The sequence below is a fragment of the Thalassospira alkalitolerans genome (assembly GCF_002115745.1).
Lineage (GTDB): Bacteria > Pseudomonadota > Alphaproteobacteria > Rhodospirillales > Thalassospiraceae > Thalassospira > Thalassospira alkalitolerans.
The window spans coordinates 1-26,092 of the sequence record NZ_JFKB01000005.1; the positions used below are offsets into that span (position 1 = coordinate 1).

Consider the following 26,092-nt stretch of genomic DNA (forward strand, 5'->3'; position numbering starts at 1 on the left):
CAAGAGAAAAGATTGATGCCGGATATGCCAAACTTGGGGCGACTGGCACCACGCGTACGACAGGTGATGAGTGGGACGAAATCGGGTTCAAGGGTTTTGACCGCCAAACGCTTTATGCGATTTCCAGTAACGAAGGTGGTCTTTTCTCCGATTTGGAGGTTACGATCGCAAAATCTCAAGTTGGAGCCAGAATTTCGGACATCATCAATACGACCGATCCCCTTCACCAAAATCCTGTCGCCGTGAACCGGGCGATTATCGAGTTTTACGACGCGGCAAGCGACGATGAAAAAGCGTCTTTTGACTGGGCGGTTACGCGTGCTTCGGCGCAAAAATCATATGAGCTGAGCGGTGGGACAGAGAATCTTTCGACGGGCAATCCGATTATCGACAAGCTGATGCAGGCCTGGGATCAGGTAATTGCGCGCAACGGGAATTCAAACGATTTTGCGAATATGCCTGCCTATCGCGATGCTTTGATGGCGTGGTCGCAGGCGAATGACGGTGCGCGTCATATTGATGTGAGTGCGTGACGCCAAAGGCGCAGGTTTTTAAATCCGCGCCTTTGGTCATATAAGCGAGATGAAGTTATTCGTCGACAGTGAGCGTTACGCTGAAGTCACCGTTCGATCCATCCGCAATGTCCCCGGTGTCTGAGACCGATGTAAAGGTGTAGGTGCAGTCTGCGCCGCCGCCTTTGGTGATGTAAACCTGAGGGTAGTTCCAGCGAAAGACGCCGAGACTGAAGGTTGTAAGGCGAGAAACTTGGAAGCGGCAATAAGCGCTGGAGCCACTTTTCTTATACTGGATGCTGCAGGCTTGGCTGCGTGGCTGTGTGCTCGTTAATGAAACGGTTCTTGATTGACCAGCAGGAATGTCCACAAAAGAAGCGCTGGTAGCAGCGCATCCGGATGGCGAAGAGAAGTTGGCAAGTTCACTGAAGTCATTTTGGACAGTGACTGTTGCGGTTGGATTCGCAAGAGCACTGCCAATCCCCAAAACCGAAACAGCTGCTGCTGCGACGAGTGTCTGGCAGGTCTTTTTCATGGAAAACATATCATCACCTGTCTATTGATAGTTGAAAAAGCAACTCAATGTGCGCACAATGGTAACTACAACTCTTAATTGAATTCATGTCAATTGAAAATATATGGATATTTTAAACGTTATACGGGTATTTAAACAGTATCATGAAGAAGGGCGCATTCTTCGTGTTTTGAAGGATGTTTCCCTGTCGGTCGGGCACGGAGAGTTCTGTGCGCTGACGGGAGTGAGTGGTTCAGGTAAAACGACACTGATGAATTTGATCGGTTTGTTGGATCGTCCGTCGGATGGCAAGATTTTGATAAACGGTACGGACACATCCGTTTTAAATGCGAATGCAACGTCGGAGATTCGCAGCAAAACTATTGGTTTTGTGTTCCAGTCTTTTCATTTGTTGCCGCACTATACTGCTTTGGACAATGTGGCGTTGCCGCTTGTTTATGCAGGTGTTGGGAAGAGGCAGAGACGCAGACGTGCTGAACGTTTGCTGTTTGAAGTCGGTTTGGCCGACAGGATGCACCATCATCCGGGGGAACTTTCAGGGGGGCAGTGCCAAAGGGTTGCAATTGCACGGGCTCTTGTCGGGAAACCGTCGCTTTTGTTGGCGGACGAACCAACTGGAAATCTGGACAGTCGGGCTGCTGGCGACGTCATGTCGATGCTTTTGCGCCTGAATAGTGCTCTTGGGCTTTCGGTCATCATTGTTACGCATGACCTGGCAATTGCTGGAAAATGTTCGCGCAGAATTGTCATGCGGGACGGTACCGTTTGCAATGATGAATCCTGTGAGTACCGCGATATGAAAAGCCTATGAGCAAGTCCGAGTGGACCGTTGGCCGTGAGGTGGCGCGCGAAGTTGCCGGGAACCTTAGATTGAGCCAAGGCAGAAGCCTTTTGGCCTTGATCGGCATTGTCATCGGCACAGCAGCGGTTATTACGATGCTTCATCTGGGGCATAATGCGCGGGAAGCCGCGCTCCGCCAGTTCGAGATACTGGGAACGGATCAAGTGATGATGCAACCGGTATCAGGAAATAGCGATAAACCGCATGTTCCGTTGAATACTGTGGTCAAGATTCCGGAGCAAAATATCGGGATTGATGCAGTTGCGGCCGTTGTGCAGTACGGCACGTCCATCCGGTTTGGGCGGTCACAAATTCAGGCCATCATTCTGGCGGCGACAGATAAAATATATACCATTGGCAAGGTTCATCTTTGGCAGGGGCGTCTGACATCTGATCTGGATGCGGCGAATTCATTTGCCGTGATCGGTGCCGGGATTGCATCGGAAATGACAGCCTCATCCGGTCGTCCTGTCAGGATTGGAGACAAGATCAATGTCGGTTCCAGAGTTTTGACAATTATCGGCATTCTTGGGGATGCAACGATTAGTCCGATCCTTGGTATTGATTTCAACCGGACCATTGTTCTGCCTTTTGCTGCGGCACGCAGGCTGTTGCCATCACCAAATATCAGCAATGTTGCAGCACTTCTTTCGCCCGGGGCGGATGACACGCAAACGGCCAAGGCCGTTACTGAATACTTCAGTCGACATATGTCAGGCGGGATGATGCATGTCAGGACAGCGCGGCAACTGATTGAAAATATTGACAGGCAAATGGGGATTTATGCGGCATTGATTTTGGGGATCGGCGCGGTTTCTTTGGTCGTTGGAGGAGTCGGAATCATGAATGTCATGCTGATGAATGTCATGGAACGCCGACAGGAAATTGGGCTGCGTCTTGCGCTTGGTGCGCGTCGCGGGCATATCCGCCTGATGTTTCTATGTGAAGCCTTGATACTGGCGATTGCTGGAAGTGCGGGGGGAACTTTTCTGGGCTATCTGACGGGATGGGTGTTTGCAAGCGGGTCGGGATGGCGTTTCGAACCGGCACCGCTGACGTTACCTGTCGCGGTTGGAATGGCTCTTGTGGTTGGTCTTTTCTTTGGCATTTATCCGGCGGTGTGTGCGGCCCGTCTTGACCCTGCGATTGCGCTTAGGGGCGAATGATGCGGTGGATCTTGATTGTTTTAATATTGCTGCCGGTTCTATCAGGGACAGGGCGATGTGAAACACCGGGAGACAGTTTTGATGAATTGCAGTCTGGCGGAACGCCATTGACGTTGGCTGATGCTGTCTTTCTTGGCTTGCGAGACAATCGAACGATAAAAAGTGCCTATATTGATCGTGTTGTTCAGAAATTTGATCTTCGTGTTGCAGAGGATCAATTCACCCCACAGTTCAGTATTTCCGGGGAGATTGCCCGCAATCGGATTGGAAATGTAACGAATACGGCGATTGATGTGTCCCCGGGCGTCACATTGGAAACCAGAACCGGCGCGACTTTCACTTTTGCATGGAACAATTTGGTAGAGCTTGGTGACGGGAGCCGCAACTTGACATCGGCGCTGGAGGTCGGGGCGACACAGCCGCTTTTACGTGGAGCAGGTCGTGATGTTGTTATGGCACCGCTGCGTCAGGCCCGTCTGGGAGAACAGGTTTATCAATTGCAATTGAAAGCGACGGTGGCGGAAACGGTTGCAAATATTATTTTTGCACATCGCGACCTGCTTCTTGCCCAAGAAGAGCTGAAACTTGCAAGAAATGCCGTCGTTCGTGCGGAGAATTTGCTGGATATCAATCGTACGCTCATCGCCTCCGGTCGAATGGCCGCAATGGATGCGGTTCAGACTGAGGCCGATCTGGAGAGCCAGAAGCTGAGAGTTCTCCAGGTCAGGCAGCAGCTCGAGACCGCCCGCTTTGCCCTTCTTGATCTGTTGGGGTTGGAGTTAGGGAGTCGTGTCACTGCGATTGAAGCGCCGACACCTCGAAAGGTTGATGGCGATATCGACGGATTTATCCGTATCGCGTTGGCGAAACGACAAGATTATCTGGGGCAGCTTCTTGTCGTTGAGCAGAACCGACTTGGAATCGTTGTTGCCAAGAATGAACAGCTTTGGGACGTCTCGTTGTTTGGTCGCGGCAAGCTGGGGCGTGAATGGGTAAAAGATCGATCAAATGAAAACATTGCAGATGTGACGGGTGGATTACGATTTGCCATTCCGGTCAATGATTTGCCCAGACGTCAAAAATTGGTACAGGCCGATACCGGTTACAAGAGCGCGGAACTGCAATTGGCAATTATTCGTGCCGGTATTGAAGCACAGGTTAGAAACAGTGCTTCGGAAATGGACCTTTTGTGGCGACAACTTTCGATTGCCAAGCGGTCACACGAGCTTGCAGCCGAGGCCGTTGAAATTGAAAAAATAAAACTGAATGCCGGTCGTTCCACGACTTTTCAAGTGCGGTTGCTTGAGGATAGTCTACGTACGAGCGAGATTCAGTTGCTTGCTGCACGTATAGGGTATCTGAATGCTCAGACCAGATTTGATCTGTTACTGGGAACGACACTTGATACCTGGCAAATTATACTGAGTGATTGAAACAGTGTTCATGCATTCTTCCGATCCTGAAAACATACAGAGTGAGCCGAAGTTGGGCCATTTGATGAGGCCTTTGAAAGAGCCCAGGTTATTGGGGGGCTTTGCGTCAACTCGTCGCAAATTTGTCTTTTTTCTGGCCTTGGGACTTTTGATTTTATGTTTGGTCGCGGGGGCCTGGTTTTTGCCATCGGGCGAACTGACGCAATCTTCGGCTTCTATGGCAAGGGGTGAAGAATGGATGAGGGTTAATCCTCAGGCAAAAACGTTGCAACTTGATATCGAAGGAACGATTTCTGCCGGAAAATCCCTTGTAATTGCTGGGCCATTCGATGGGGTGATACAGGAAAGCCTTGTAAGGATGGGGGATCAGGTCGATACTGGTGATGTTCTTCTGGTAATGGATACGACGGAAATCATGCGCAGTTACAGAGATGCGCAGTCCGCTTTCCTGAAGGCATCAATGGCCGTTGATGTTCTGAAAAACTGGGGCGTCAGTCCAAAAGTTATGCGCGCCAAGCGGGCTTTGGAAACAACGGAGGCTTCGCTTGCCTCGCTGGAACAGCAGGTTGTTGAGCTTAAAAGACTGCTCGATTTGGGCATTATCCCGCGCAATGAATATGAAGGTATTGTTGATAGACGCAATTCGGAGCGTGATGCGGTTAAAGGCGCAAGGGAGGAGCTGGAAGTCATCATGGCGCAGGGAGATGAAGAGGGTCGGTTCCTTGCACAGCTTGAGCTTGATAACGCAGAAGCCACTCTTCAGGATCTTGATCGCCAATTGGCAAATACAACGGTTACAGCCGAATTTTCAGGTATTGTGGTGCGTCCGCCAGTTGAGGAGGATGCGCGTTTACCGGTTTCTTTGGATGCGGGAACGCATGTTCATAAGGGAACCGCGCTGTTCTCAATTGCGGATACGAGCCGTTTTGTTGTAACCGGGACAGTAGACGAAATTGATGTCAATCGCGTCAGGCCGGGACAGCGGGTCATTATTACAAGTGATGTTTTCCCCGGGCGGGAAATCAGTGGAGAAATCATCAGCGTCAGTGCTGAGGCAAGCTTGAACCAAAATGGTGCTCGCATGCCGTCGTTCGAGGTTGTTTCAGTCTTTTCAGTTGACGATGAAAATTTGCACAAAGCTATTCGTATCGGCATGTCGGCACGTATGACGATTGAAACTTATACAAACCCAGAAACGATTATTATTTTGCCTTCTGCTGTGATCGAAACTGTCGACGGTTATCAGGCCCGGATCCGGCGAGATGGGCAAATCATGATGGTTGACATTGAGTTGGGAAACTCATTTCCATCTGGTGTGGAAGTGCTTTCGGGATTGCGTCGTGGTGATGAGGTGCAGCTTTCGCAGATTAATCACGAAAATACGCCAATGCCGTAAAAAAGGACAATCCTATAGCGGGATCATCCCTTTTTAGATGTTATTCCGGGCGATCACGCCAGAACGGGTTCTGGCGTATCGGCGCGGATTGATTCGTCATGCATCAGCGACAGGATGGTCTTTTTGTAAGCCATGAATTCCGGCGAGGTCAGGGTCGTGATGCCGCGTGGGCGGGGGATATCAATCGCGAGCGATTGTTTGATTTTGCCGGGGCGGGCGGTCATGACGTGGACTTCATCGCCAAGGAAAATTGCCTCGTCAATATCATGGGTGATGAACAGCACGGTTTTGCGGCGGCTTTGCCAGACGTCGAGCAACAGTTCCTGCATCAATTGGCGGGTTTGGCTATCAAGTGCGCCGAACGGTTCATCCATCAAAAGAATGCGCGGGTCGTTGGCAAGTGCGCGGGCAAGGGCGACACGTTGGCGCATACCGCCCGAGAGTTCCTTGGGATAGGAATTTTCAAAGCCGGTCAGGTGAACCGCCCGGATCAGGTCATCGGCGATGTCTTCGCATTCGGATTTCGGCAGTTTTTTAAGCTGCGGGCCAAACATGATGTTCTGGCGCACGGTCAACCAGGGAAACAGGGTGTAGCTTTGAAACACCATGCCGCGATCAGCCGAGGGCCCGGAAATTGGTTGGCCGTCAAGTTCCATGCGGCCAGCGGTCGGGACTTCGAGCCCGGCGACCAAGCGCAGAAGCGTTGATTTGCCACAGCCCGACGGGCCGACAATCACCGAAAAAGTATCGTTGGCGACGGTGAGCGAGACATCATCAAGGGCGAGAACCGGCGGTTTTCCCTTTGGCTCGAACCGGACGGTGATGTCGTTAAGGGTGAGCATGCTCATGATAATATCCTCAGAAATCCGCAGACCAAGGCAGCAGCTTTTTGCGCAATACCTTGAATATGAAATCGGTGATCAGGCCCAGAATGCCGATGGTGAAGACACCCAGCAAAATCACATCGGTGAACAGCCCGCGCATGGCATTGAGGATCATATAGCCAAGGCCGGTATCGGCCGCGACGAGTTCGGCGACGACAAGATATGTCCAAGCCCAGCCCATGGTGACGCGCAGGTTATCCATCACGCCGGGCATGCAAGCAGGCACCAGAATGCGAAGGGCCACCTGTTTGCGATTGGCACCCAATGTATAGGCGCAATCAATCAAATCCTTGGAAACCCGAGCCGAGACATCGGAAATCAGGATCAGTTGCTGGAAAAAGGTGCCGAGGAAAATCACCATGATTTTCTGTTCGATGCCGATCCCGACCCAAAGGATCAGAAGCGGGATCAGGGCGGAAACCGGGATATAGCGCATGAAGCCGGTTAGCGGTTCGACCAATGCCTGAACCGCGCGGAAGCTGCCCATCAGAATGCCGATGGGAACCGCAAAGATCGAGGCCAGGATAAAGCCCGACAGAATGACCGACAGGCTGGCCCAGATATGGTGAAACAGCGACAGATTGCCGATGCGTTTGATACCCGCAGCCACCACTTCATGCGGGGCGGCAAGGAAGTCTTTTGGCGTGATACCGCCATAGGTGAGCAAGCACCAAAGACCGAGGACAAGAGAAACCGAGCAGAGCGATAATCCGATAAAGGCGGATTTCGGTATTTCGGTCTTGGGCGAAAACAGGGATCTGGTCCACATGGTGCTTGCTCCGCAGCGCTTATTATTTTGGTGGCTTATTTCGCGATATCAGCCGCGATCAGGCTTGCCGGATCGGCATCAATGGTAAACAGGCCGCCTTCTTCGCCAAGGGATTTGGCGTTTTTGATGGTGCCGAGAATACCGTCTGCATTGGCCGGGTCCATAAAGGTCTTGTTCATCGCATCGTCATAGAAAACGATACCGGCACGGGTTTCGGCAAAGACAGCCGGGTCTTCAAGCCAGCCGCCAACGCCTTTGGCCATGATTTCATCAGCTTCGGCTTCGTTGGCCTTTTGCCATGCGATGGCTTTGGACCATGCGCGATACAGGCCTTCCATGGCCGGGCGATTTTTTTCCAGCATGTCGTTGGTGGTGACCATGATATCGGTGATCAGGCCCGGTGTGGTCGAGCTATCGACCAGAAGATGACCATGATCGGTTGCCTTGCCACGCGTCAGCCAAGGTTCCCATGTGACAGCGGCATCAACCTTTTTCGCAACAAAGGCCGCCCCGGCATCACCGGCTGACATATTCATTGAGTTAACATCGGAAAGCTTCATGCCGGCATTTTTCAAAAGCACGCTTAGGAAAAACTGCGATACGGAACCTTCGGTATAGGCAATCGATTTGCCTTTGAGGTCGGCAATGGTTTTGATGTCCTTGCCCGTCACAATGCCATCGCCGCCGCGTGAATCATCAAGTGCGAACAGATAGGAAAGCGGGTGTTCGGGGCTATAAAATGCCAGAACGGTATCAATCGTGGTGACGGCAACATCAATCCGGCCTGCGGCCAGGGCGGGCATACGGGTTTTGACGTCTTCCATGATCACAAGATCAACATCAAGGCCTTCGTCTTTGAAAAAATCCTTGTCGCGTGCGATGTAAAGCGGGCCATAACCAACCCATGTCGAATGGGCGATGGTCAGTTTTTCGTTGGCCGATGCCGGGGTGGTTGCGCCGAAAACGGCACCAAGTGCCATTGCCGAAAGGCAAAGCCCCTTAAACAGATGTTTCATTTCAAGTCTCCGCTGTGAAGGTCACTGATGAAGTGGTTTTTTGGGATTGTTATTGACGTCATTTATTATTGGGATTGCGTGTTGCTGGTGACGCAGCCAGAACACAAAGCAGTTCAAACATGATCGAAATGCCAAGCCATGCCGTACCGCCCGATTGATCAAACGGCGGGGAAACTTCGACCAAATCCGCCCCGACAAGGTTCAGGCCATCAAGCATGCGGACCATGCGCTGGGCCTCGCGGCTGGTGAAACCGCCGATTTCGGGGGTGCCGGTGCCCGGTGCAAAGGCCGGATCAATCGCATCGATATCAAAGCTGACATAGGTTGGTTGGGTGCCAACGATGGTGCGGGCTTCTTTCATCACATCGGCAATACCGCGATCTTCGACTTCTTCGATGCGGATGATGCGCACGCCCTGCGCCAAGCCCCATTCAACGTCTTCGCCGTCATACATGGTGCCGCGAATGCCGATCTGAACCACACGTTTTGGATCAAGATAGCCGTCTTCGATGGCACGGCGGAACGGAGTGCCGTGGGTATAGCGATAGCCGTTGAAATAGCTGTCAAACAAATCGGTATGGGCATCGAAATGCACCATGCCAAGCGGTTGATCGGCGCCCAAGGCCTTAAGGATTGGATAGGACACCAAATGATCGCCACCCGCCGATAGGGGCGCGATGTTTTTGGCTTTAAGGGCGGATATGAAGCCGGTGACTTTATCAAGCGTATCCATGATATCGGCCGGGTTAACCGGGCTATCGCCCAGATCGGCAACATTGCGGATGGCAAACGGGTTGATCCCCGATACCGGATGGCGCGGGCGGATCATGGTGGAAAGATCACGCAACTGGCGCGGGCCGTGGCGCGGGCCGGGGCGATTGGTGGTACCGCCATCCCATGGCACGCCGAGAATGGCGATATCCACATCATCAAGGGCGGTGTCGGACAGGCCCAGCAATGGCAGGCGCATAAAGGTCGGGATTCCGGCAAAACGCGGGGTTTCCATCGCCGAAGGTGGCTCGAACGAGGGGACGACCGGGCCGGTATGGGGTTTGGCGTTATCTGATTTGGCGGGGCTGGACATTTGGCGTCTCCGTGATGGCGATGCATTCACGTTGCCACAGGCGCTTGTGTCCAATAATATCGAACTTCAAAACTAAACGTCGGAAGTTTCCAACCTATCATGGCCGCAAATGTTCCCCCCTTAAGTGATGCTGACCTGCGCCAGTTGCGCATTTTCCGCGCGATTGTTGAAAGCAATGGCTTTGGCGCGGCGCAAGAACAGCTTGGCATTTCACGATCGACGATCAGTTCGCAGATGTCGGCCCTTGAAACCCGGCTTGGCGTGACATTGTGCCGTCGGGGCCGGTCGGGCTTTGCGCTGACCGATCATGGGCAAAAGATTTATAACGAGGCGATCAAGCTTTTTGCTGCCGAGGATTCCTTTCGCGCCGAGGTCGGGGCGATCCGCGGCAGTCTGGTCGGGGAATTGCGCATTGGTGTGGTTGATGCGGTGGTCGAAAATCCTAATTGTTCGCTGGATCAGGCGATTGCGGCGTTTAATCAACGCGCACCCGATGTGCATGTCACCCTTTTGATCGTGTCGCCCAATCAGATCGAAAATGCGTTGCTCAGCCGTCAGATGGAAGTGGCGATTGTGCCCAATCAGCCGATGAACAGCGCGGTGCAGATGCAGCAATTGTTTTACGAGGAACAGCGGCTTTATTGCGGGGCGCGCCATCCGCTTTTTGATCAGGACACGGCCAAACTGCCGATGGAAGACGTGGCGGATTTGACCTTTGCAAGGCGTGGCTATTCGGTGGCGACGGCGTTTCAATCGCTGTTTAAACATGCGCCTGCGGCAACGGCCTATGACATGGAAGGGCTGGCGCATTTGATTTTAAGCGGCCGGTTCGTCAGTTTCCTGCCGACCCATTTTGCCGCGCGGTGGGAAGAGCGCGGCGAGATGAAGGTGCTGCGCCCGGATTTCCTGAGTTTTAAAATCGGCATGTGCATGGCGCATTTTCCCCATGCGGTGCTGTCGCGCATGGCACGCGAATTTCGCGAATGCTTGATCGAGGCGCATCCGGTTTATATCGGGGCGAAGAAGCAGGCGGGGTGAGGGGCTGGCTTTGTTATTGACTTCGCGGTCAATAAAACCGAATATGTACCTTGTGAGGTACGCGTGAGGTGCCATGAAAAAGCTGCAGGCGAAGTTTTACCGAACACAGGGTGGCATTGAACCGGCCCGCGAGTTCCTTAAGGAGCTTGATCCATTGGATCGCAAAACTGTCGGTGCCGATGTTGCCACTGTTGAATTTGGCTGGCCGGTTGGTATGCCGACTTGTCGGCCCTTGGGCAACGGGCTTTGGGAAGTTCGCAGCCGCATTTCAAATGGCCGGATCGTGCGGGTGATCTTTTGCATTGCAGATGAAGCGATGGTTTTGCTGCATGGCTTTGTCAAGAAAAGCCAGAAGACGCCTAAAACGGACCTTGATCTTGCGAAAAGTCGCAAGAAGGAGATGGAAAAATGACCAACGCGCATATTGGGTCTTCTTTTGATGATTTTCTTGAAGAAGACGGCATTCGCGAAGAGGTAGAGGCGATTGCCGTTAAGCGGGTTATTGCCTGGCAGATTGCGCAGGAAATGGAAAAGCAGGGCCTAAGCAAGACCGAGATGGCAGCCCGGATGAAGACAAGCCGGGCGCAACTTGACCGGTTGCTGGATGGCAATAATGACAAGGTCCAGCTTGACACCATCCAGCGCGGGGCCAAGGCGATTGGCCGGAAATTGCGGCTTGAACTTGTGTGATGTGATCCGCGCCGTGCATGGGGCGGGGATGGTGATGATTGATTGCAGGAATATCTGCACAATCGCGGTTTTACCCGTTATTGTTGCAGTCTGGTCAATCAGTTAGCGGATGAAACATGCTGTCATCAATTAGTTTGCGTCATATGCGGGTTTTTGTTGCGGTGGCCGATCATGGCAATTTTACCGCCGCCGCCGAGGCGCTTGGCGTGACCCCATCGGGATTAACCGCCACCATTCGCCAGTTCGAAGATGTGGCCGGGGCATCGTTGTTTGACCGCACAACGCGCCATGTCTCGCTGAGCAGTACCGGCGAACGGTTTTTGCCGATTGCGCGGCGGTTGATCGGTGATTTCGAAGAGGCACTTGGTGATCTGGATGCGCTGTCCAAGGGGATTGGCGGGACGATCCGCATTGCCGCCGCTCCATCGGTCCTGACCCGTATTTTGCCCGGTGTGATCCGCGCGTTTGTGGCGGAACATCCCGATGCCAGGCTGCGCCTTGATGAACGCAATGCCGGTGAGGTTCACGAGGCGGTTGCCCGGAACGAGGCCGATTTTGGCATTGCCGGGGAATGGCAGGACTTGCCCGATATTGCGTTCAGCCCGCTGTTTTCCGACCGGTTCGGGGTGTTGTGCCGCCCGGATCATCCGTTTGCGTTGCGCACGGCGATTACTTGGTCGGAACTGGCCGGGCATCCGTTTGTCGGGCTTGGCCCGGAATCGGGCACGCGTGCGATGATGGCAGGCCAGGGGATTTGGGCCGCCGGGGTTGAAGGGGAACTTTCGCCATCGGTCCACCGTGCTGCGGCCCTTGGTGTGCGCGAAGCACAAAAGGTGCTGCGCACCGCTGCTTATGCTGATCGTGCGATGGAACGTGTTGCCAAATTGACAAAGGAAAACCGGGAAAACCAGAAGGACCGGGGCGGCAAGACCACCGGCGGACAAGGAAACGCGATCAGCGATCTGGTCGCTCAATTGCGCCCTATTGTCGAAACATCCAATACGATTACGTTGGCCGCGATGGTTTCCGAAGGGGTCGGGATTACGGTCCTGCCGGAACTGGCGGCGCGCGTTGCCGACCTTGCCGTGCCGGGAAAACTCGCCTTTGTGCCTTTGAACGAGCCGATCCGCAAACGCCCGATTGGCATCATCACCCGCCAGAGCAGAAGCCTGTCGCCGATTGCGCAGATCTTCCTTGATATGGTGATCGGACAGGCCCCGGAAATGGATTTGCCTGCGGCGATTGAGTGGGGGTGAGGCGGAAATTAATCTCTCCCCTTTTATTTCTGATTTCAGACTGGTGAGTATCGTTTGTTGGAATATGTTTTTGGGCCGATGTTGCGATCTCGGGATGAGAGTTTGAGGGGGAGATGACGTGCAGTCTTTCAGGAAGGTTTTTAGTTATATATATGATTTTTCTGGTAATTATTATGTAAAGAGAAGTGTTGTAATTTCAATTTCTATAGTATTACTTGCTGTTTTGTCTGTGCAAATTATGTATGGTGATAGTTTTTATGTAAAATATTGGCAAAAAGTAACAATATACATTTCAATGTTTGTTTTGTTCTTTTTGTTAAACTTCAATAATAGATTTATTATTCTTTTCGATTGGGATTTCAAAATAGAATTTTGGATTGGTTTGTTTTTGAATATTTTTGTGGGATCTTTTTTTGTTGTTTTGATATTTTTTGTCGATAAAAAAAGTGAGATGGATTTAATTATTTCTATATTCGCTGCAATGCATCACGCAAGCATGTTGTCATTATATGCTTATAAGATATTCCAGAAGTAGTTCTTTGTGCGTAAAAAGGGAGCCGTCCCCTTTTTACGCACAAAGTGTCGGGGTTGCGGTGTTGTCGGAACTGGCCGCACGGGGTGCCGATCTCAGAAAAGGGGACAGATTTATTTTCTTGATTGATGGTTTGATTTTAAACCCAATTCTCAACCCGTAACCCATCTACCCGCTCAAACTCCCGCAGATTATTCGTCACCAGCGTTAGGCCCTGACTACGCGCATGGCCTGCGATCATCAGGTCGTAGGGGCCGATGATGTTGCCCTGTTTTTCAAGAATGCTTCGGATGTCGCCGTAATGGCCTGCGGCGGCGGTGTCGAAATTAAGTACGGTCAGGCGAGCGGCGAATTCTTCGATGGTGGCGAGGTTGTTTTCGGGCTGTGCCGATTTCATCGCGCCATAGATCAGTACGGCCTGAGTGACCGTGGAAATGCACATTGCGCCGCTGTAGCGGTTGAACTGTTCGCGCACCGAAGGCGGGCGGTTTTTGAGTGTATAGATGCAGATATTGGTATCGAGCATGAAACGCAGCATTTTCTAGAAATCTTCGCGCTTTTGCATGTCGGGCTGGTTGCGCTCATTCATGAAATCGTTACTGACGCTATGGGTGTCAAAGAAGCTGTCCCAAAGCTGATCCGTTGGCATGATGACGCGGGTATTGCCAACCGCGATGACCTCTACCGATTTGGTGCCCGCCGGAAAGGCGACGTCCTTTGGCAGGCGGATGGCCTGGGTTTTGTTGTTCAGAAATACTGATGCCTGGGTCATGATGGGGGGCTCCGCGTGGTATATACGTGTTGTCTATAATTTGTGGTGCAGGTTAGTATATGTCAAGGGTATATACATTAGCCGGGTTTGTGGCCGGAGCTATATTCCGAGGGAAATCTTTGCAAGCTGGTAAATTGGACATTCTGCGACATATCATCTGGGGAGAGGTCATGGCCCGTCGGGCGGGTGGCCCAATGTGATTGTGAAGCAGGAGTTGGTATGAGCGAGCGTGCGAAAGAGCCGGAGAAAAAGCCGGAGGCGACCAAGGCCAAGCGCAGCGGTGACGGCAACGGCAAAGCCAAGAAACCGCAGAAGAATATCAACCTTGCGCTTCAGGGCGGCGGATCGCATGGGGCATTTACATGGGGTGTTCTGGATCGGTTGTTAGAGGATGAGGAAATCGTTGTTGAGGCGATTTCGGGGACCTCGGCCGGGGCGATGAATGCTGCCGTGGTGACATCGGGGATTGCCAAGGGCGGGCACCGGGGGGCGCGTGAGGACCTTGAGGTTTTCTGGCAGGCGGTTTCCGAGGCCGCGCGCTATAGCCCGCTGCAACGCAGTCCGATGGATATTTTATTTGGCAATTGGTCGCTTGAAAATTCGCCGATGTACAAGTGGCTGGATATGAGTGCGAAGATGTTTTCGCCCTATGACCTGAACCCGGCGGGGGATAATCCGCTGGCGGAAATCCTGAAGGATGTTGTGGATTTCAAGGCACTTAATCAAAGCCCGGCCAAGCTTTTTATCACCGCAACCAATGTTGAAACCGGGCAGGGGCGGGTGTTTCGCAATCCCGATATTACGGTGGATGTGCTGCTGGCATCGGCCTGTTTGCCAACGATTTACAAGGCGGTTGAAATTGACGGCGTGCCGTATTGGGACGGCGGATATTCCGGCAATCCAAGCCTTGGCCCGCTGGTGCGTGAATGCGGATCGGATGATACGGTTCTGGTGCAGATCAATCCGGTTAAACGGCCCGGTATTCCCAAAACGTCACATGAAATTGCCAATCGCCTGAACGAGGTATCGTTTAACAGCAGCCTGATGAAGGAATTGCGGATGATTTCGATCCTGCGTCATGGTGCGCCCGAACATGCCTGTGAGGCCCAAAAATGGGGGGCGATGCGGATGCATTGTATCGCCAGCGAGGCGATGCTGGAATTTGATCATTCAACGAAAATGAATGCGCAATGGGATTTCATGACCATGCTGCGCGATACAGGGCGTGAGGCGGCAAGTGCGTTTTTGAAAAAGCATCGCCGCGATATTGGCGTGCGGCCGAGCCTTGATCTTGATCAGTTTGCACCGGATTACGAATAGGCGGTTAGCAAGCGCAGGCAGGCATCCATGCGCGGGAAAGGCGCATATGGTGCGATGGGCCACCGCCTTTGCGGAGCGGCGGTAATTGGCGGCCGGAAAACGGGTGCGGGGTTATGTTTTCCGACGTTTTTGCAGGCGGGCAATGGCGGCGGTGACGGGCGGTGAGGACGGTTGATCTGGCTTGTTTTGATCCGGTTCAGGTTTGTTCCTCGCGCCGACCTCGCCAAGCTGTGATGACGGGTTGATTTCCGATTATGCGGCAAGGCGGTTAAACCGGAAGGCAGATGAATTGATTGTCGCGCCAAAGAACCGGCGCGATCAGCCGGAGAGAACAGATGCCCAAATCCGTGATTGCCCCCTTTGCTGGAATTGCCGCAGGTATTGCCGGTGCGGTGATGATGGCGGGCTTTGCCAGTACGGCCATGGCGGCCCCCAAGATTATCGAAATTACCCAGGTGCCGTGTCAGTTTCTGGAAGCGGAAACCACCAATCATCATTACACCAGCAGCAAAAAAGCCGACTGCGTTGCGATCAACAAGCAAAGTGGCGATCAGCGGCTTGAAAGTGCGGCGGTGATGACGCTGGAACCCGGTGATTACATTTTCCGGGTTGCCAATGACAATGTGCCCTATGAGGTTGGTTTTTGGCTGCGCGACAAGGATTATGACTGGACGGATAAGGTTTTGGGCCAGAAACTTTCGGTTTCTGGCGGCGGGTTGTTCAAGGGAAAAACCAAGGATTACGCGGTGACGCTTGAACCCGGCGAATATTTGTATAGCTGTCCGCTAAACACGACGCCCAATTACAAGCTTGTGGTTAAGTAAGCCGGTTTTTGGTTCTTCCCTGTTTGTTTTGTTTGCCCGGACGGCCGATTTTCCCGCGTTTGCTTTGTGATTGTCTCCCCCCTGATCGGCAACGATTTGTGACAATTTGGGAAAATCGGCCAACTTGCCCGCATGTACCCCCATACATGCGGGCTTTCTTTTTGCCTGTGGGGGATGTTCAGCATAGGGTGTTGCATCGCCTTTGTTTTTTGCAACAACGTCCTCGAGTAATCATGACATCCGCCCCCAGTGAACTGGAAAAAATGACAGCCGGGCAGTGGTATAGCTGCCTTGACCCGGAACTGGACGCCATGCGCGCACGCGCCCATGACGCGGTGTATGAACACAGCCTGCTGTCCCCCGATGATCGCGGTGATATTGCCCCGAAACTGCGGGCGCTTTTTGCATCATGTGCCGAAGATGCCCGGATCGAAACCCGGTTTCATTGTGCCTATGGGGTGAATATCACACTGGGCCATGGTGTGTTTATCAATGTTGGGTGTACGATCCTTGATACGGCTTTGGTGAGCATCGGTGATCATTCAATGTTGGGGCCAAATGTGCAGATTTATTGCGCCCAGCATCACAAGGACCCGGAATTGCGCAAACAGCATCTTGAAATCGGATTGCCGGTGACGATTGGCAAAAATGTCTGGATCGGCGGCGGGGCGATTATCCTGCCCGGCGTTTGCATTGGCGATGATGCGATTGTTGGCGCCGGATCGGTGGTGACAAAGGATGTTGCACCCGGTGTGACGGTGGTGGGTAATCCGGCACGGGTGATTTGAGATAGCCCGGTCATCAGGCGGTGCGGTATCGGTGGGCCGCGATCAGATTGATGGCATTTGAAATGCCCTGTTTTCTTATGCGGGTTTTTTGCCAAGTTTCCGAGGGATTTTAATCGGAAAGGGGTCAAAAACCGGGCGCGTAATCCCATATGCACAATCAGACATTGTTGCATTTTAAGTTGATTGTTCGGATCGGCAGAAAAATGCAAGGTTGGTTGGGGCGATCAGGGGAGTGAATGCGTGAAAACAGGCTTTAGATATTTCTGTGCATTGGTGTTGGGTGTTTTTGCGTTGGGGCGCATGGCGCATGCCGCACCTGATCCGGTTTTGGTCGGGTTTGATGGGGCGTATTCCCTTAAAAATTCCACGTCGGCCCAGGCGATTGAGCTGGGGTTAAAGGCCGCAATCCATGAAATCAATGCTGCTGGTGGTGTGCTGGGCGGGCGTTTGATTGAGCTGGTGACCAAAGACAACCGTTCGGTCCCGGCGCGCGGTATTGCCAATCTGGAAGATTTTGCCGCGATACCGGAATTGGTTGCGGTATTTGCCGGTCGTTTCAGCCCGGTCATTTTGCAACAACTGGAACATACCCATAAATTGAAGATGCCGTTGCTTGACGTTTGGGGGGCGGCGGATGGGATCACAGATCATGATTTCGATCCCAGCTTTACGTTTCGGGTGTCGTTAAAGGATTCGTGGGCGATGCCCGCCATGCTTGAGCAGGCGAAAAACAAAAACATCCGCAAAATCGGGGTGTTACTGCCCAATAGTGGGTGGGGACGCAGCAATGATAACGCGTTGGCCGTGGCGCTTTCGCGTGCCCCCGGGATCGAGGTGATGGACCCGATTTGGTATAATTGGGGCGAGGGCGACATGTTGCAATATTATCAGTCGCTTCTTGATGCCGGTGCCGAGGCCGTCCTTTTGGTGGCCATCGATATTGAAGCCGCCCTTTTGGTGCATCAGTTGTCCGATGCGCTCGATGTCCCGCGGGTGCCGATTATTTCGCATTGGGGGGTGACGGGCGGTGATATGATCCGTGCGTCGGGGCCGGGATTGATGAAACTTGATTTCAGTGTCGTACAGACATTCAGTTTTTTTAAAGCCATGCCCGGGCCGCTGGCGACATTTCAAAAAACACTTGGCGAATTGACCGGAAGCGACGATGTCGTCTCGCTGAAATCTCCGGTCGGGGTTGGGCAGGCCTATGACATGATGCATCTTTTGGCCATGGCGATTAACAAGGCCAATTCGACCGACCGCACCGCCATCCGGGATGCCTTGGAAAATCTGGATGTTTATCACGGGCTGGTGCGGACATATGAACCGGCCTTTACCGCCCAAAATCATGATGCATTAAGCCCGGAACAGGTATTTTTTACCAAATATCGTGCCGACGGTGTCCTTGTACCGATTTCGCAATAGGGTGAAGGTTTAATGATCGAGCGCCCCAAAAGCGACGCTGCGAAACAGCCAACTTCCCGACCCTGGTGGCAAGGTGTTGCGGCCCGCATCATGGTTGCGATGGCAATTCTTTCGCTTGTATTGACGCTGGTGATGTCGGCGCTGTCATATAACGCCTTGCGGCAGATGACATTGAAGGTTGCCAGGCAGTCGCTTGAGGGGGAAGCCAGAACGCTTCGGCATGATCTTGAGGGCCGGGTGTTATCACTGATCGATAATCTTAGGGAATTGTCGGCCAATGCGCTGTTTTCCAATGCGCTGGCGGATGATCGCGGGCGCGATGTCTATCTGCGTGATTTTATTGATGGCTTGTTATCGGCACAGGGTTTTGAGCTGACGGTTGTGATGACCGATTTTCGGGGGCGGATGCTGGCAGGCAATCATGAAGATACGACATTGCTGGTTCCCGTGACATGGATTGCGGCAGTGGTTGAAGAGGCCCGCGGAGCGGGGCGGATCGTGATGTCGGGTGGCGATCCTTATTTGTTGTTGGCGGAGCCGATTATTTACCGCAACACCGGGACGTCGGAAGGGGCGCTGATTTTTCAGCTTAATTTAAGGGAATGGCTGGATATTCCGTCGATCAGCAGTGTTTTTGTCGATCAGCCATGGTTATCGTCGATGACGCTGAATGTATCAGCAGGGGCCATGCCCAGTGATGCAACGGTCATGGCGGGCGGGGTGGAGGGGGCAGATCAAAATGCCGGGGCGATGGTGCATACGGACCTGATCTTTCCCAAAAGCATCGATGGATCATCGCTGGAAGTTCACCTTGTTGCCAAGAAATCCTTTGTTGAGAAACCGCTTGATGACTTGCTGTTTAATGTTACCACCGGTGGCAGCCTGATATTTGCGCTGGCGCTGTTGGTCAGTTTTTTCCTTGCGACATCGCAAACCCGCAAACTGGTGCGGTTGCGCCACGAAGCCGATCAACTGGCGGGGGGGGATTTCAAGGACATATCGTTTACATCTGACAATAATGATGAAATTGACGATTTGGCCGAGGCGTTTAATTCGCTTGTGGATGAATTGCGCGGCGCCTATCGCCAGCTTGAAGGCGAGGCCCAGCGCGATATCGAGCAACGGGAATTCCGCTATCAGAGCATCATCACCAATAGTGCCGAGGGGATTATTACCCTGTCGCGGCAGGGGACGATTGAAACAATCAATCCGTCTGCCGAGCGGATATTTGGCTATGCCGCCGATGACGTGATCGGCAGCAATATTTCCATCCTGATGCCGAAAAAAGACCGGGCCGAGCATGATTCTTATCTGCGGCATGCCGAGATGCATGCCGCGCGGATTATTAATCGGTCACGCGACCTTTGGGGCTTGAAAAAGGACGGCAGTACATTTCCGCTTGAACTGACGGTGTCGCCGATGGAATTGGACGGCGAGCAGAAATATATCGGCATCATGCGCGACATTTCAGAGCGCAAGGAATTTGAAGACCGGATCAATGTTGCACGGGTCGAGGCCGAACAGGCCAATCTGGCAAAGTCGCAATTCTTGTCGAGTATGAGCCACGAATTGCGCACCCCGTTAAATGCCATCTTGGGATTTGGCCAGATCCTTGAAATGGGGGCGGGCGGAACGCTTTCCGATACGCAGAAAAATGCTGTTTCCCAGATATTGCGCGGTGGACGCCATTTGCTGGAACTGATCGATCAGGTTTTGAATTTGGCAAAAATCGAAAGCGGAAAATTCACGGTATCGATTGAAAATGTCGATGTTTTGCCGGTGCTTGAAGATGCCATTCAAATTACCCGGGCGATGACCCAAACCAAGAATATTCATGTTCAATGTGACCTGCCTGCGGCGAAATCGCTGTTTGTCCGGGTGGATAAAACCCGGTTCCATCAAGTGCTGCTGAACCTGTTGTCCAATGCGATTAAATATAATCATGATGGCGGGTCGTTGTCGCTGAGTTGCCGGGCGGAAAATGGTGTGTGCCGGGTTGAAGTCCGCGATACCGGATCGGGTATTCCAGAACATTTACATGATCAGGTGTTTACCCCGTTCAACCGTCTGGGGGCGGAAGGCAGTGATACCGAAGGCACCGGGATTGGTTTGACCATCACGCGCGAGTTGATCCATTTGATGGCGGGCGATATTGGCTTTACCTCCGCGGAGGGCGAGGGGGCATTATTCTGGTTTGAGCTGCCTTTGGGCAGCGAAGTCGAGATTGAAAATTTTGATGCCGAAGTCGCGCATATGGCGGTTGTATCGAATGATGGCGATGGCGATGGTGATGGGCAACTGCCGCGTCGCAAGGTTCTATATGTCGAAGACAACCTTTCAAACCGGGCCCTGATGGAAATGATACTGGCCAAGAATAACCGTCTTGAGCTGATTACGGCCTCAGACGGGGAAACCGGTGTTGAAATGGCGCGGACAGAAAAACCCGACCTGATTTTGATGGACATTCATTTGCCCGGCATCAGCGGTATTGAGGCGATGCGCCTGATCCGCAGTGACGCAGAGACGGCGGATATCCCGATCTTTGCGCTTAGTGCAAATGCCATGCAGCAAGATATTGATACTGCGCTTGCGGCGGGTTTTGATAATTACCTGACCAAACCGTTCAATATTCCGTTGGTGTTGGAAACCATTGTCGAGGCGGTGGACAAGGTGCCCGATGCGCCGGATACAAGTCGTCAAACAAACCCCTGAACAAAACGGATCAACATTGATTTTATCGCGTTTTTAGCCTGATTTTTGGCAGTTGCGACCATGAGGTTACAGGCCATGCGCAAAAAGACGGGCGGGAATATCCCGCCCGTAAGTGGGGCAAATAACGTCAAAGATGTTTGAGGGAAACATCAAAGGTCGTGTGGTTCAGGAAATGTCCCCGTGACCGGGGCGGCGTTTGCGGCCGGTAATCATGGCGCGGATCAGGTTTTCGTGGTGGCGCATGCTTGCCAAAAGAACACCCCCCAGATGAAGCAGCACAAGGGCCAGCAAGGCATTGGCAAGGAATTTGTGGGTTTGTTCGACCCAGTTAACCCCCCAATAGGCATCGGTTGTGTACATCCAGCCGGTCAGCGCACATCCGGCCATTGCGGCCAGCAGGGCCAAAATCATCGCCGCCCCGGCCGGGTTATGGCCGAGATAGCGGTTTTCGCGGCCTGTGACGATGTCTTTGAGATAGGCAATTGTTTTGGAGGGGCTTTGTATGAATTGGGTAAAGCGGGCATAGCGGGACCCGATCACGCCCCAGATCAGGCGAAAGGCAATCAGGCCCGCCGCCGCGTAACCCGCCCAGTGATGCAGGGCATCCCATTCATCACCGGTGACCCATGCGACGACAAAGCTTGTCGCCAGTCCCCAGTGGAAGATGCGGACCATCGGGTCCCAGACCTTGACGGCGGCGGTCATGATCAGTCTTCCTTGGTTTTAACGGCTTCGAAGGTTTCCGGATCGAAATAGGCTTCAACCCGTTTGCCGTCTTTGTCGATGGCGTAAACTTCGTAGCAGCCGTCTTCGACCTTGATGTTTTTGATCGTCCAGCCATCGGCTTTCAGTTTGGCTTCGAGGTCTTGTTTGGGCAGCCATTTATCCGCAGGCGCGTCGCAGGTTTCTTTGTCATCATCGGCATAGGCCGGGGTTGATTGCAGGGCGATGGTGGCTCCGGCCAGCAATGACAGGGCAAGGGCAGTGGCAGAGGCCGTCGGGAAAAGTGTTCTTTTCATCATAGGGTTCCTTGTAGGATAGATGGGGGGATATCGAACGAGGCTGATCTTGCCGTGACTTGCTGACGCGAAGCTGAACGCAAAAAAATTGCTGTTCAGCTTGCGGACAGTTTTGGGGGATAACAGCACGCGATATAAAGGTCTGTGATAAAGACATGGACCGATGATGGATCGCGTTATGTGCAGAAAACGAGGGACGGTTGCGAATTTTACTAGTTGAGGACGAAGCCTTTTTGGCCGAAGCAGTGCGCGATCATTTGCTGGCGTCGGGGAATGCGGTTGATCAGACCGACAGTATTGTCGAGGCCGAAATCATGATGCGCGGTACGCCCTATGACGTTTTGCTGCTTGACCTTAATTTGCCCGACGGCAAGGGGATTGACCTTTTGCGCGGGCTTCGGCGCAACCGCAGCACCACACCGTGCATCATCTTGACCGCACAGGATCAGATATCAGACCGGATCGAGGGATTGAACGCCGGGGCGGATGATTATCTGGTCAAGCCGTTTGATTTGAACGAGCTTTCCGCAAGGCTTTTGGCGGTGGCGCGACGCTATTCAGGCAATCCCAATCCGTTGATGACGCTTCCGGGCGGGGTTGAGGTTGATCTTGGCAATCGGACGATATTGTTAAACGGCAAGCAGATTGATCTGACATCGCGGGAATGGGCGCTGTTTGATCAGATGTTGCGCCGCCCCGGTGCGACCTTATCCAAAGCGCAATTGGAAGAGGCGCTGTATGAATTTGGCGCCGAGATTGAAAGCAACACGGTCGAGGTTTACATCAGTCGCCTGCGGCGCAAGCTTGGCAAGGATTTGATCAAGACTGTGCGCGGTGTTGGATACCGGGTGGAAGTATGATGAAATTTGCCACCAATAGCCTGCAATTTGCGCTGGCGCGGCGATTGACGATTATTGTGACGATTTTTTGGATCGCCGGATCGGGGTTGGCGGCCAACAGCATGTATGAGGAAATGGAAGAAGCGGCTGATACCGGGCTTGTCGAAACAGCACGGCAGGGGTCGGCGCTTATCATTGATTATATGCGTACGCATGCGCCCGATGAAGCGGGCGGTGTTGTTGTTATTCCGGCCCCGTCGGATGGCTTGGTCAAGGGCGATGACGACGTTGACGCGATCATCGATATTGATTTCCTGATGTATCAGTTGCGCAGTGAGACCGGCGACCTTTTATTACGGTCGCATAATTCGGTGACAGAGCCGTTTCCCGTGCCATTGCAGGGCGGATTTTATCAGGATGATGATTTGCGGGTCTATACGGCGGTGATCGCCGAACATAACCTTTATATGCAAGTCGCCGAGCCGATGGAGCACCGCGACGAGGCCATTTTGGAAAGCATTTCGGCACAGTTTTTGCCGATTGCACTTTTGATTCCGGCGGTGATTATCGCGATTATGTTTGGCGTGCGGCAAGGGTTGAAACCGGTACGCCATGTCCGCGATGAAATCGAGGCGCGCAGCGAAGGCAATCTTTCGCCGATTGAACAGGACAAGGCGCCGGATGAAATCAGCACGATTGTCACCGCCGTCAACCGGCTGATGGCAAAGCTTGACGCCGCCCTTCGCGCCGAGCGGACTTTTACCGCGCATAGTGCGCATGAACTCCGCACCCCGATTGCCGCCGCACTTGCCCAGACGCAGCGGCTTTTGCTGGAACTGCCGGAAAATCATCAGGGCCTTAAACGCGCCCGGCAGACCGAGGAATCGTTAAAACGATTGTCGCGGTTGTCGGAAAAGCTGCTTCAGCTGGCGCGCGCCGAGGCCGGGGTCGGCACCAGCCCGACCGGTGAGAACCAAAAGCTTGGCACGACGCTTGGCATGGTCATGGATGATCTTGAACGGGTTTCGGATGGGGCGGGGCGGATTGAATTTGATGCGCAGACGGCTGGGGCGCTGCGTGCGAATATCGATCACGATGCCTTTGCGATTTGCCTGCGTAATTTGATTGAAAATGCGCTTAAACATGGCCGACAGGATGAGCCGGTTTTGATCGAGATTATCGGCAGCGATACGATCCGGGTTTCGAATGGTGGCGATGTTGTGAACCCGGCGGATATGGCGGATTTAACCGCAAGGTTCAAACGATCCAATACCAAGGCCGGGGGGGCGGGGCTTGGCCTTTCGATTGTCGAAACCATCATGCGCAATACCGGCGGAAAATTGACATTGCAGTCCCCGCGACCGGGCAAGGTGGATGGTTTTATGGCGGAGCTTCGGCTGCATCAGAGTTAGGTGGCGGTGATGCAGGAAATATATATCACGGGGTGGATTGTGCAATGCGATCAAGAAGTTCGGCAAGGAGATGCCGTTCGCCGTTGCTAAGGACCGATGTTTGATCCAAAGAGGCGCGCAGGGCCGCCGCGGCCCCGTTCGGGCCCGGCGGTGATGATGTATCAGCAGGGCCGGTGATCGCGGCAATGACGGCTTCGCGTGCGGCATCGGAAAGGCCGGGGTCGCGGGTGTTTTCCGGCTGGCTCAGCAAGGTTAGCACCGTACCGGTTCCAACCGACCGGAGCAGATTTACAGCCCGTTCCTCGCTTGTGCGCAGTTTTCCGGCCAGCGCAATGCGATGGACGCGATGTTGCAAAACCGCCAATCCCGACTCAACCGACCGTGCCGCAGGTCCGGCGGCGGGATCGCCGATCAGAATTGCAAACAATCCCGGATTGGCAAGGCCGAACGCCACATGAATATCCCAGCCGTCGCGTAAATCCTGTATTGGGTCGGGCGATGGCGGGCGTGTGGATTTTTTAGCGATATAGACCTGAAGACTATATTCGGCAACGGCATCAAGAAGGCCGTTTTTATCCCCGAACAGTCGATAGATGGTTGGGGCCTGCACCCCGGCCGCTGCGGCAACAGCACGGGTGGTTGCCCCATCAAGGTTGCTGTGCCCGATAAGCGTTGCCGCCGCCACAACGATGCGGGTGCGCATGTCATTTTCAGGCAAAGCGGGATCGGTTTTGCTGTCTGATCGCATCATGATTACAGGAATATCGCAATTTTATTTCCGTTGATAGCAAATACTTGTTTCCGGTGATAATCAATGATATCGAATAAATGTTATCGTCGATAACAATGTAGCTTGTTCGGATCAGGAAAATGTCATGTTCATTATCACCGGCGCGAATGGCCAATTGGGCCATGCTATTGTCAAAAAGATTTTGGGGTTTGTTTCTGCCGATCAGGTGGCGGCAATCTGTCGTGATCCGCAAAAGGCCGCGGATCTGAGCGCATTGGGGGTTGAGGTCAGGCGGGGTGATTTTGACAAGCCGGAAAGCTTGTCGCGGGCATTCGAGGGGGCAAGTCAGGTGTTGATCGTGTCGTCAAATGCACGTGCATATGGCGGTGATCCTTTGGTCCAGCATCAAAATGCAATCGATGCCGCACGGGCGGCTGGCGCGGCGCGGATCGTTTACACCAGCCATATGGCGGCAAGTGCCCATTCGGCGTTTCCACCAATGCATGATCACGCGGCGACCGAAAAAATGCTGCAAGATTGCGGAGTGGTTTGGACCGCCTTGCGCCATGGATTTTATGCCAGCAGCGCGATTGCGGTGATAAGGGATGCGTTGGAAACCGGCGTGATCGAAACTGCTGCAGATGGCCCGGTTTCATGGGTTGCGCATGATGATCTGGCCGAGGCGGCAGCCATCATTCTAAGCCAGGCACCAGATAAAAGCGGGCCAACATCGCCGCTTGCCCCGACGCAGTCGTTTGATTTTAAGGGGCTTGCCCGTCTTGCATCGGATTTTTTGGGCAAACCGATCCATCACAAGATTATTGCCGATGATGATATGCGGGCAAAGCTGGCCGGGCGCGGCATCCCGGCACATGTCGCCAATATTATACTTGGCCGTGACATTGCCGCACGCAATGGTGAATTCGCCACCGTTGACCCGACGCTGAAGCAGATATTGGGCCGGTCGCCGATCAGTATGCGTGATCTGATTGCAGAACAGATTTAATCGGCGGAGAGGCCAAGCCGGAGTGCGGGAAATTGGCGGAAATCGCGGATGAGAGAAGTGGCAGCTTTCCGCCAATGTAAACGTTTCAAACAT

The 26,092-nt window shown here is 53.2% G+C and carries 26 protein-coding genes and 1 pseudogene; 17 read left to right on the plus strand and 10 right to left on the minus strand.

From position 1 onward, the window contains the following. Positions 1-533, plus strand: a pseudogene (locus tag TALK_RS22100) (hypothetical protein); the annotation flags it as partial. Between the two features lie 55 nt (positions 534-588). Here the strand turns inward: TALK_RS22100 and TALK_RS08215 are convergent. Continuing rightward, complete coding sequence (locus TALK_RS08215; protein ID WP_085617749.1) at positions 589-1,056, minus strand: hypothetical protein; 468 nt, start codon at positions 1,054-1,056, stop codon at positions 589-591. Positions 1,057-1,150: 94 nt separating this feature from the next. On the opposite strand from TALK_RS08215, the gene TALK_RS08220 reads away from it, so the two are divergent. Genes TALK_RS08220 through TALK_RS08235 form a run of 4 tightly spaced genes read left to right on the plus strand, consistent with a single transcriptional unit; the run spans position 1,151 to position 5,883 of the window. Next, positions 1,151-1,858, plus strand: coding sequence for an ABC transporter ATP-binding protein (locus tag TALK_RS08220; RefSeq protein WP_085617751.1), 708 nt, complete (start codon positions 1,151-1,153; stop codon positions 1,856-1,858). After that, positions 1,855-3,054, plus strand: a complete 1,200-nt coding sequence (locus TALK_RS08225) for an ABC transporter permease (RefSeq protein WP_085617753.1) — start codon at positions 1,855-1,857, stop codon at positions 3,052-3,054. The genes TALK_RS08220 and TALK_RS08225 overlap by 4 nt, the downstream gene beginning before the upstream one ends. Continuing rightward, positions 3,051-4,487, plus strand: a complete 1,437-nt coding sequence (locus tag TALK_RS08230; protein WP_085617755.1) for a TolC family protein — start codon at positions 3,051-3,053, stop codon at positions 4,485-4,487. The genes TALK_RS08225 and TALK_RS08230 overlap by 4 nt, the downstream gene beginning before the upstream one ends. Next, a complete protein-coding gene (locus tag TALK_RS08235) occupies positions 4,480-5,883 on the plus strand; it encodes an efflux RND transporter periplasmic adaptor subunit (protein ID WP_085617757.1) in 1,404 nt (467 codons plus the stop codon). Before TALK_RS08230 ends, TALK_RS08235 begins: the two co-directional genes overlap by 8 nt. 53 nt (positions 5,884-5,936) lie before the next feature. On the opposite strand, the gene TALK_RS08240 is transcribed toward TALK_RS08235, so the two are convergent. The 4 genes from TALK_RS08240 to speB are packed head-to-tail and all read right to left on the minus strand — an operon-like array spanning position 5,937 to position 9,636. Beyond that, a complete protein-coding gene (locus TALK_RS08240) occupies positions 5,937-6,731 on the minus strand; it encodes an ABC transporter ATP-binding protein (protein ID WP_085617758.1) in 795 nt (264 codons plus the stop codon). A gap of 10 nt (positions 6,732-6,741) precedes the next feature. After that, positions 6,742-7,536 (minus strand): ABC transporter permease, encoded by a 795-nt coding sequence (locus TALK_RS08245; protein ID WP_085617760.1) that lies wholly within the window; start codon positions 7,534-7,536, stop codon positions 6,742-6,744. Between the two features lie 35 nt (positions 7,537-7,571). Next, entirely contained in the window at positions 7,572-8,552 is a 981-nt protein-coding gene (locus TALK_RS08250) for an ABC transporter substrate-binding protein (RefSeq protein ID WP_085617762.1), read from the minus strand. Positions 8,553-8,610: 58 nt separating this feature from the next. Then, positions 8,611-9,636 carry an agmatinase gene (speB, locus tag TALK_RS08255; protein ID WP_085617764.1) on the minus strand — a complete coding sequence of 342 codons (1,026 nt, stop codon included), beginning with the start codon at positions 9,634-9,636 and terminating at the stop codon, positions 8,611-8,613. 99 nt (positions 9,637-9,735) lie between these two features. Between speB and TALK_RS08260 the strand changes: the two genes are divergently transcribed. The 4 genes from TALK_RS08260 to TALK_RS08275 all read left to right on the plus strand — a co-directional run bounded on the left by TALK_RS08260 (position 9,736) and on the right by TALK_RS08275 (position 12,620). Next, positions 9,736-10,674, plus strand: a complete 939-nt coding sequence (locus TALK_RS08260; RefSeq protein WP_085617766.1) for a LysR family transcriptional regulator — start codon at positions 9,736-9,738, stop codon at positions 10,672-10,674. Positions 10,675-10,747: 73 nt separating this feature from the next. Further along, positions 10,748-11,086, plus strand: a complete 339-nt coding sequence (locus tag TALK_RS08265) for a type II toxin-antitoxin system RelE/ParE family toxin (protein WP_085617768.1) — start codon at positions 10,748-10,750, stop codon at positions 11,084-11,086. Next, on the plus strand, positions 11,083-11,364 hold the full coding sequence (locus TALK_RS08270) for an XRE family transcriptional regulator (RefSeq protein WP_085617769.1): 282 nt from the start codon (positions 11,083-11,085) through the stop codon (positions 11,362-11,364). Before TALK_RS08265 ends, TALK_RS08270 begins: the two co-directional genes overlap by 4 nt. Before the next feature lie 116 nt (positions 11,365-11,480). Next, on the plus strand, positions 11,481-12,620 hold the full coding sequence (locus TALK_RS08275; protein WP_085617771.1) for a LysR family transcriptional regulator: 1,140 nt from the start codon (positions 11,481-11,483) through the stop codon (positions 12,618-12,620). Between the two features lie 671 nt (positions 12,621-13,291). On the opposite strand, the gene vapC is transcribed toward TALK_RS08275, so the two are convergent. Together vapC and vapB are read right to left on the minus strand one after the other, a co-directional pair. After that, positions 13,292-13,690, minus strand: coding sequence for a type II toxin-antitoxin system tRNA(fMet)-specific endonuclease VapC (gene vapC / locus TALK_RS08285; RefSeq protein WP_085617775.1), 399 nt, complete (start codon positions 13,688-13,690; stop codon positions 13,292-13,294). 3 nt (positions 13,691-13,693) lie between these two features. Continuing rightward, on the minus strand, positions 13,694-13,924 hold the full coding sequence (vapB, locus tag TALK_RS08290) for a type II toxin-antitoxin system VapB family antitoxin (protein WP_085617776.1): 231 nt from the start codon (positions 13,922-13,924) through the stop codon (positions 13,694-13,696). Between the two features lie 219 nt (positions 13,925-14,143). Between vapB and TALK_RS08295 the strand changes: the two genes are divergently transcribed. From TALK_RS08295 to TALK_RS08315, 5 genes are all read left to right on the plus strand, one after another. Then, positions 14,144-15,244 (plus strand): patatin-like phospholipase family protein, encoded by a 1,101-nt coding sequence (locus tag TALK_RS08295; RefSeq protein ID WP_085617778.1) that lies wholly within the window; start codon positions 14,144-14,146, stop codon positions 15,242-15,244. 335 nt (positions 15,245-15,579) lie between these two features. Further along, positions 15,580-16,068, plus strand: a complete 489-nt coding sequence (locus tag TALK_RS08300; RefSeq protein WP_085617780.1) for a hypothetical protein — start codon at positions 15,580-15,582, stop codon at positions 16,066-16,068. A gap of 233 nt (positions 16,069-16,301) precedes the next feature. Then, entirely contained in the window at positions 16,302-16,856 is a 555-nt protein-coding gene (locus tag TALK_RS08305; RefSeq protein WP_085617782.1) for a sugar O-acetyltransferase, read from the plus strand. A gap of 240 nt (positions 16,857-17,096) precedes the next feature. Beyond that, positions 17,097-18,281, plus strand: a complete 1,185-nt coding sequence (locus tag TALK_RS08310) for an ABC transporter substrate-binding protein (RefSeq protein WP_085617783.1) — start codon at positions 17,097-17,099, stop codon at positions 18,279-18,281. A 12-nt stretch (positions 18,282-18,293) separates the two neighbouring features. Beyond that, the gene (locus tag TALK_RS08315) at positions 18,294-20,993 is read left to right on the plus strand and encodes a PAS domain S-box protein (protein WP_085617785.1); all 2,700 of its coding nucleotides are present in this window, start codon (positions 18,294-18,296) and stop codon (positions 20,991-20,993) included. Positions 20,994-21,158: 165 nt separating this feature from the next. Here the strand turns inward: TALK_RS08315 and TALK_RS08320 are convergent, their stop codons facing one another. Both TALK_RS08320 and TALK_RS08325 read right to left on the minus strand, forming a co-directional pair. Continuing rightward, the gene (locus tag TALK_RS08320) at positions 21,159-21,698 is read right to left on the minus strand and encodes a cytochrome b/b6 domain-containing protein (RefSeq protein ID WP_085617787.1); all 540 of its coding nucleotides are present in this window, start codon (positions 21,696-21,698) and stop codon (positions 21,159-21,161) included. A gap of 2 nt (positions 21,699-21,700) precedes the next feature. Continuing rightward, positions 21,701-22,012 carry a PepSY domain-containing protein gene (locus TALK_RS08325; RefSeq protein WP_085617789.1) on the minus strand — a complete coding sequence of 104 codons (312 nt, stop codon included), beginning with the start codon at positions 22,010-22,012 and terminating at the stop codon, positions 21,701-21,703. A gap of 200 nt (positions 22,013-22,212) precedes the next feature. Here TALK_RS08325 and TALK_RS08330 point away from each other — a divergent pair, with 200 nt between their 5' ends. Together TALK_RS08330 and TALK_RS08335 are read left to right on the plus strand one after the other, a co-directional pair. Next, positions 22,213-22,872: a response regulator gene (locus TALK_RS08330; RefSeq protein ID WP_085617791.1), complete on the plus strand. Its 660-nt coding sequence runs from the start codon at positions 22,213-22,215 to the stop codon at positions 22,870-22,872. Beyond that, positions 22,869-24,263, plus strand: coding sequence for a sensor histidine kinase (locus tag TALK_RS08335; RefSeq protein WP_085617793.1), 1,395 nt, complete (start codon positions 22,869-22,871; stop codon positions 24,261-24,263). Before TALK_RS08330 ends, TALK_RS08335 begins: the two co-directional genes overlap by 4 nt. Before the next feature lie 25 nt (positions 24,264-24,288). On the opposite strand, the gene TALK_RS08340 is transcribed toward TALK_RS08335, so the two are convergent. Then, the gene (locus TALK_RS08340; RefSeq protein ID WP_211274785.1) at positions 24,289-24,966 is read right to left on the minus strand and encodes a TetR/AcrR family transcriptional regulator; all 678 of its coding nucleotides are present in this window, start codon (positions 24,964-24,966) and stop codon (positions 24,289-24,291) included. Between the two features lie 172 nt (positions 24,967-25,138). Between TALK_RS08340 and TALK_RS08345 the strand changes: the two genes are divergently transcribed. After that, positions 25,139-25,999, plus strand: a complete 861-nt coding sequence (locus TALK_RS08345) for an NAD(P)H-binding protein (protein ID WP_085617797.1) — start codon at positions 25,139-25,141, stop codon at positions 25,997-25,999. The last annotated feature ends 93 nt before the right edge of the window (positions 26,000-26,092 follow it).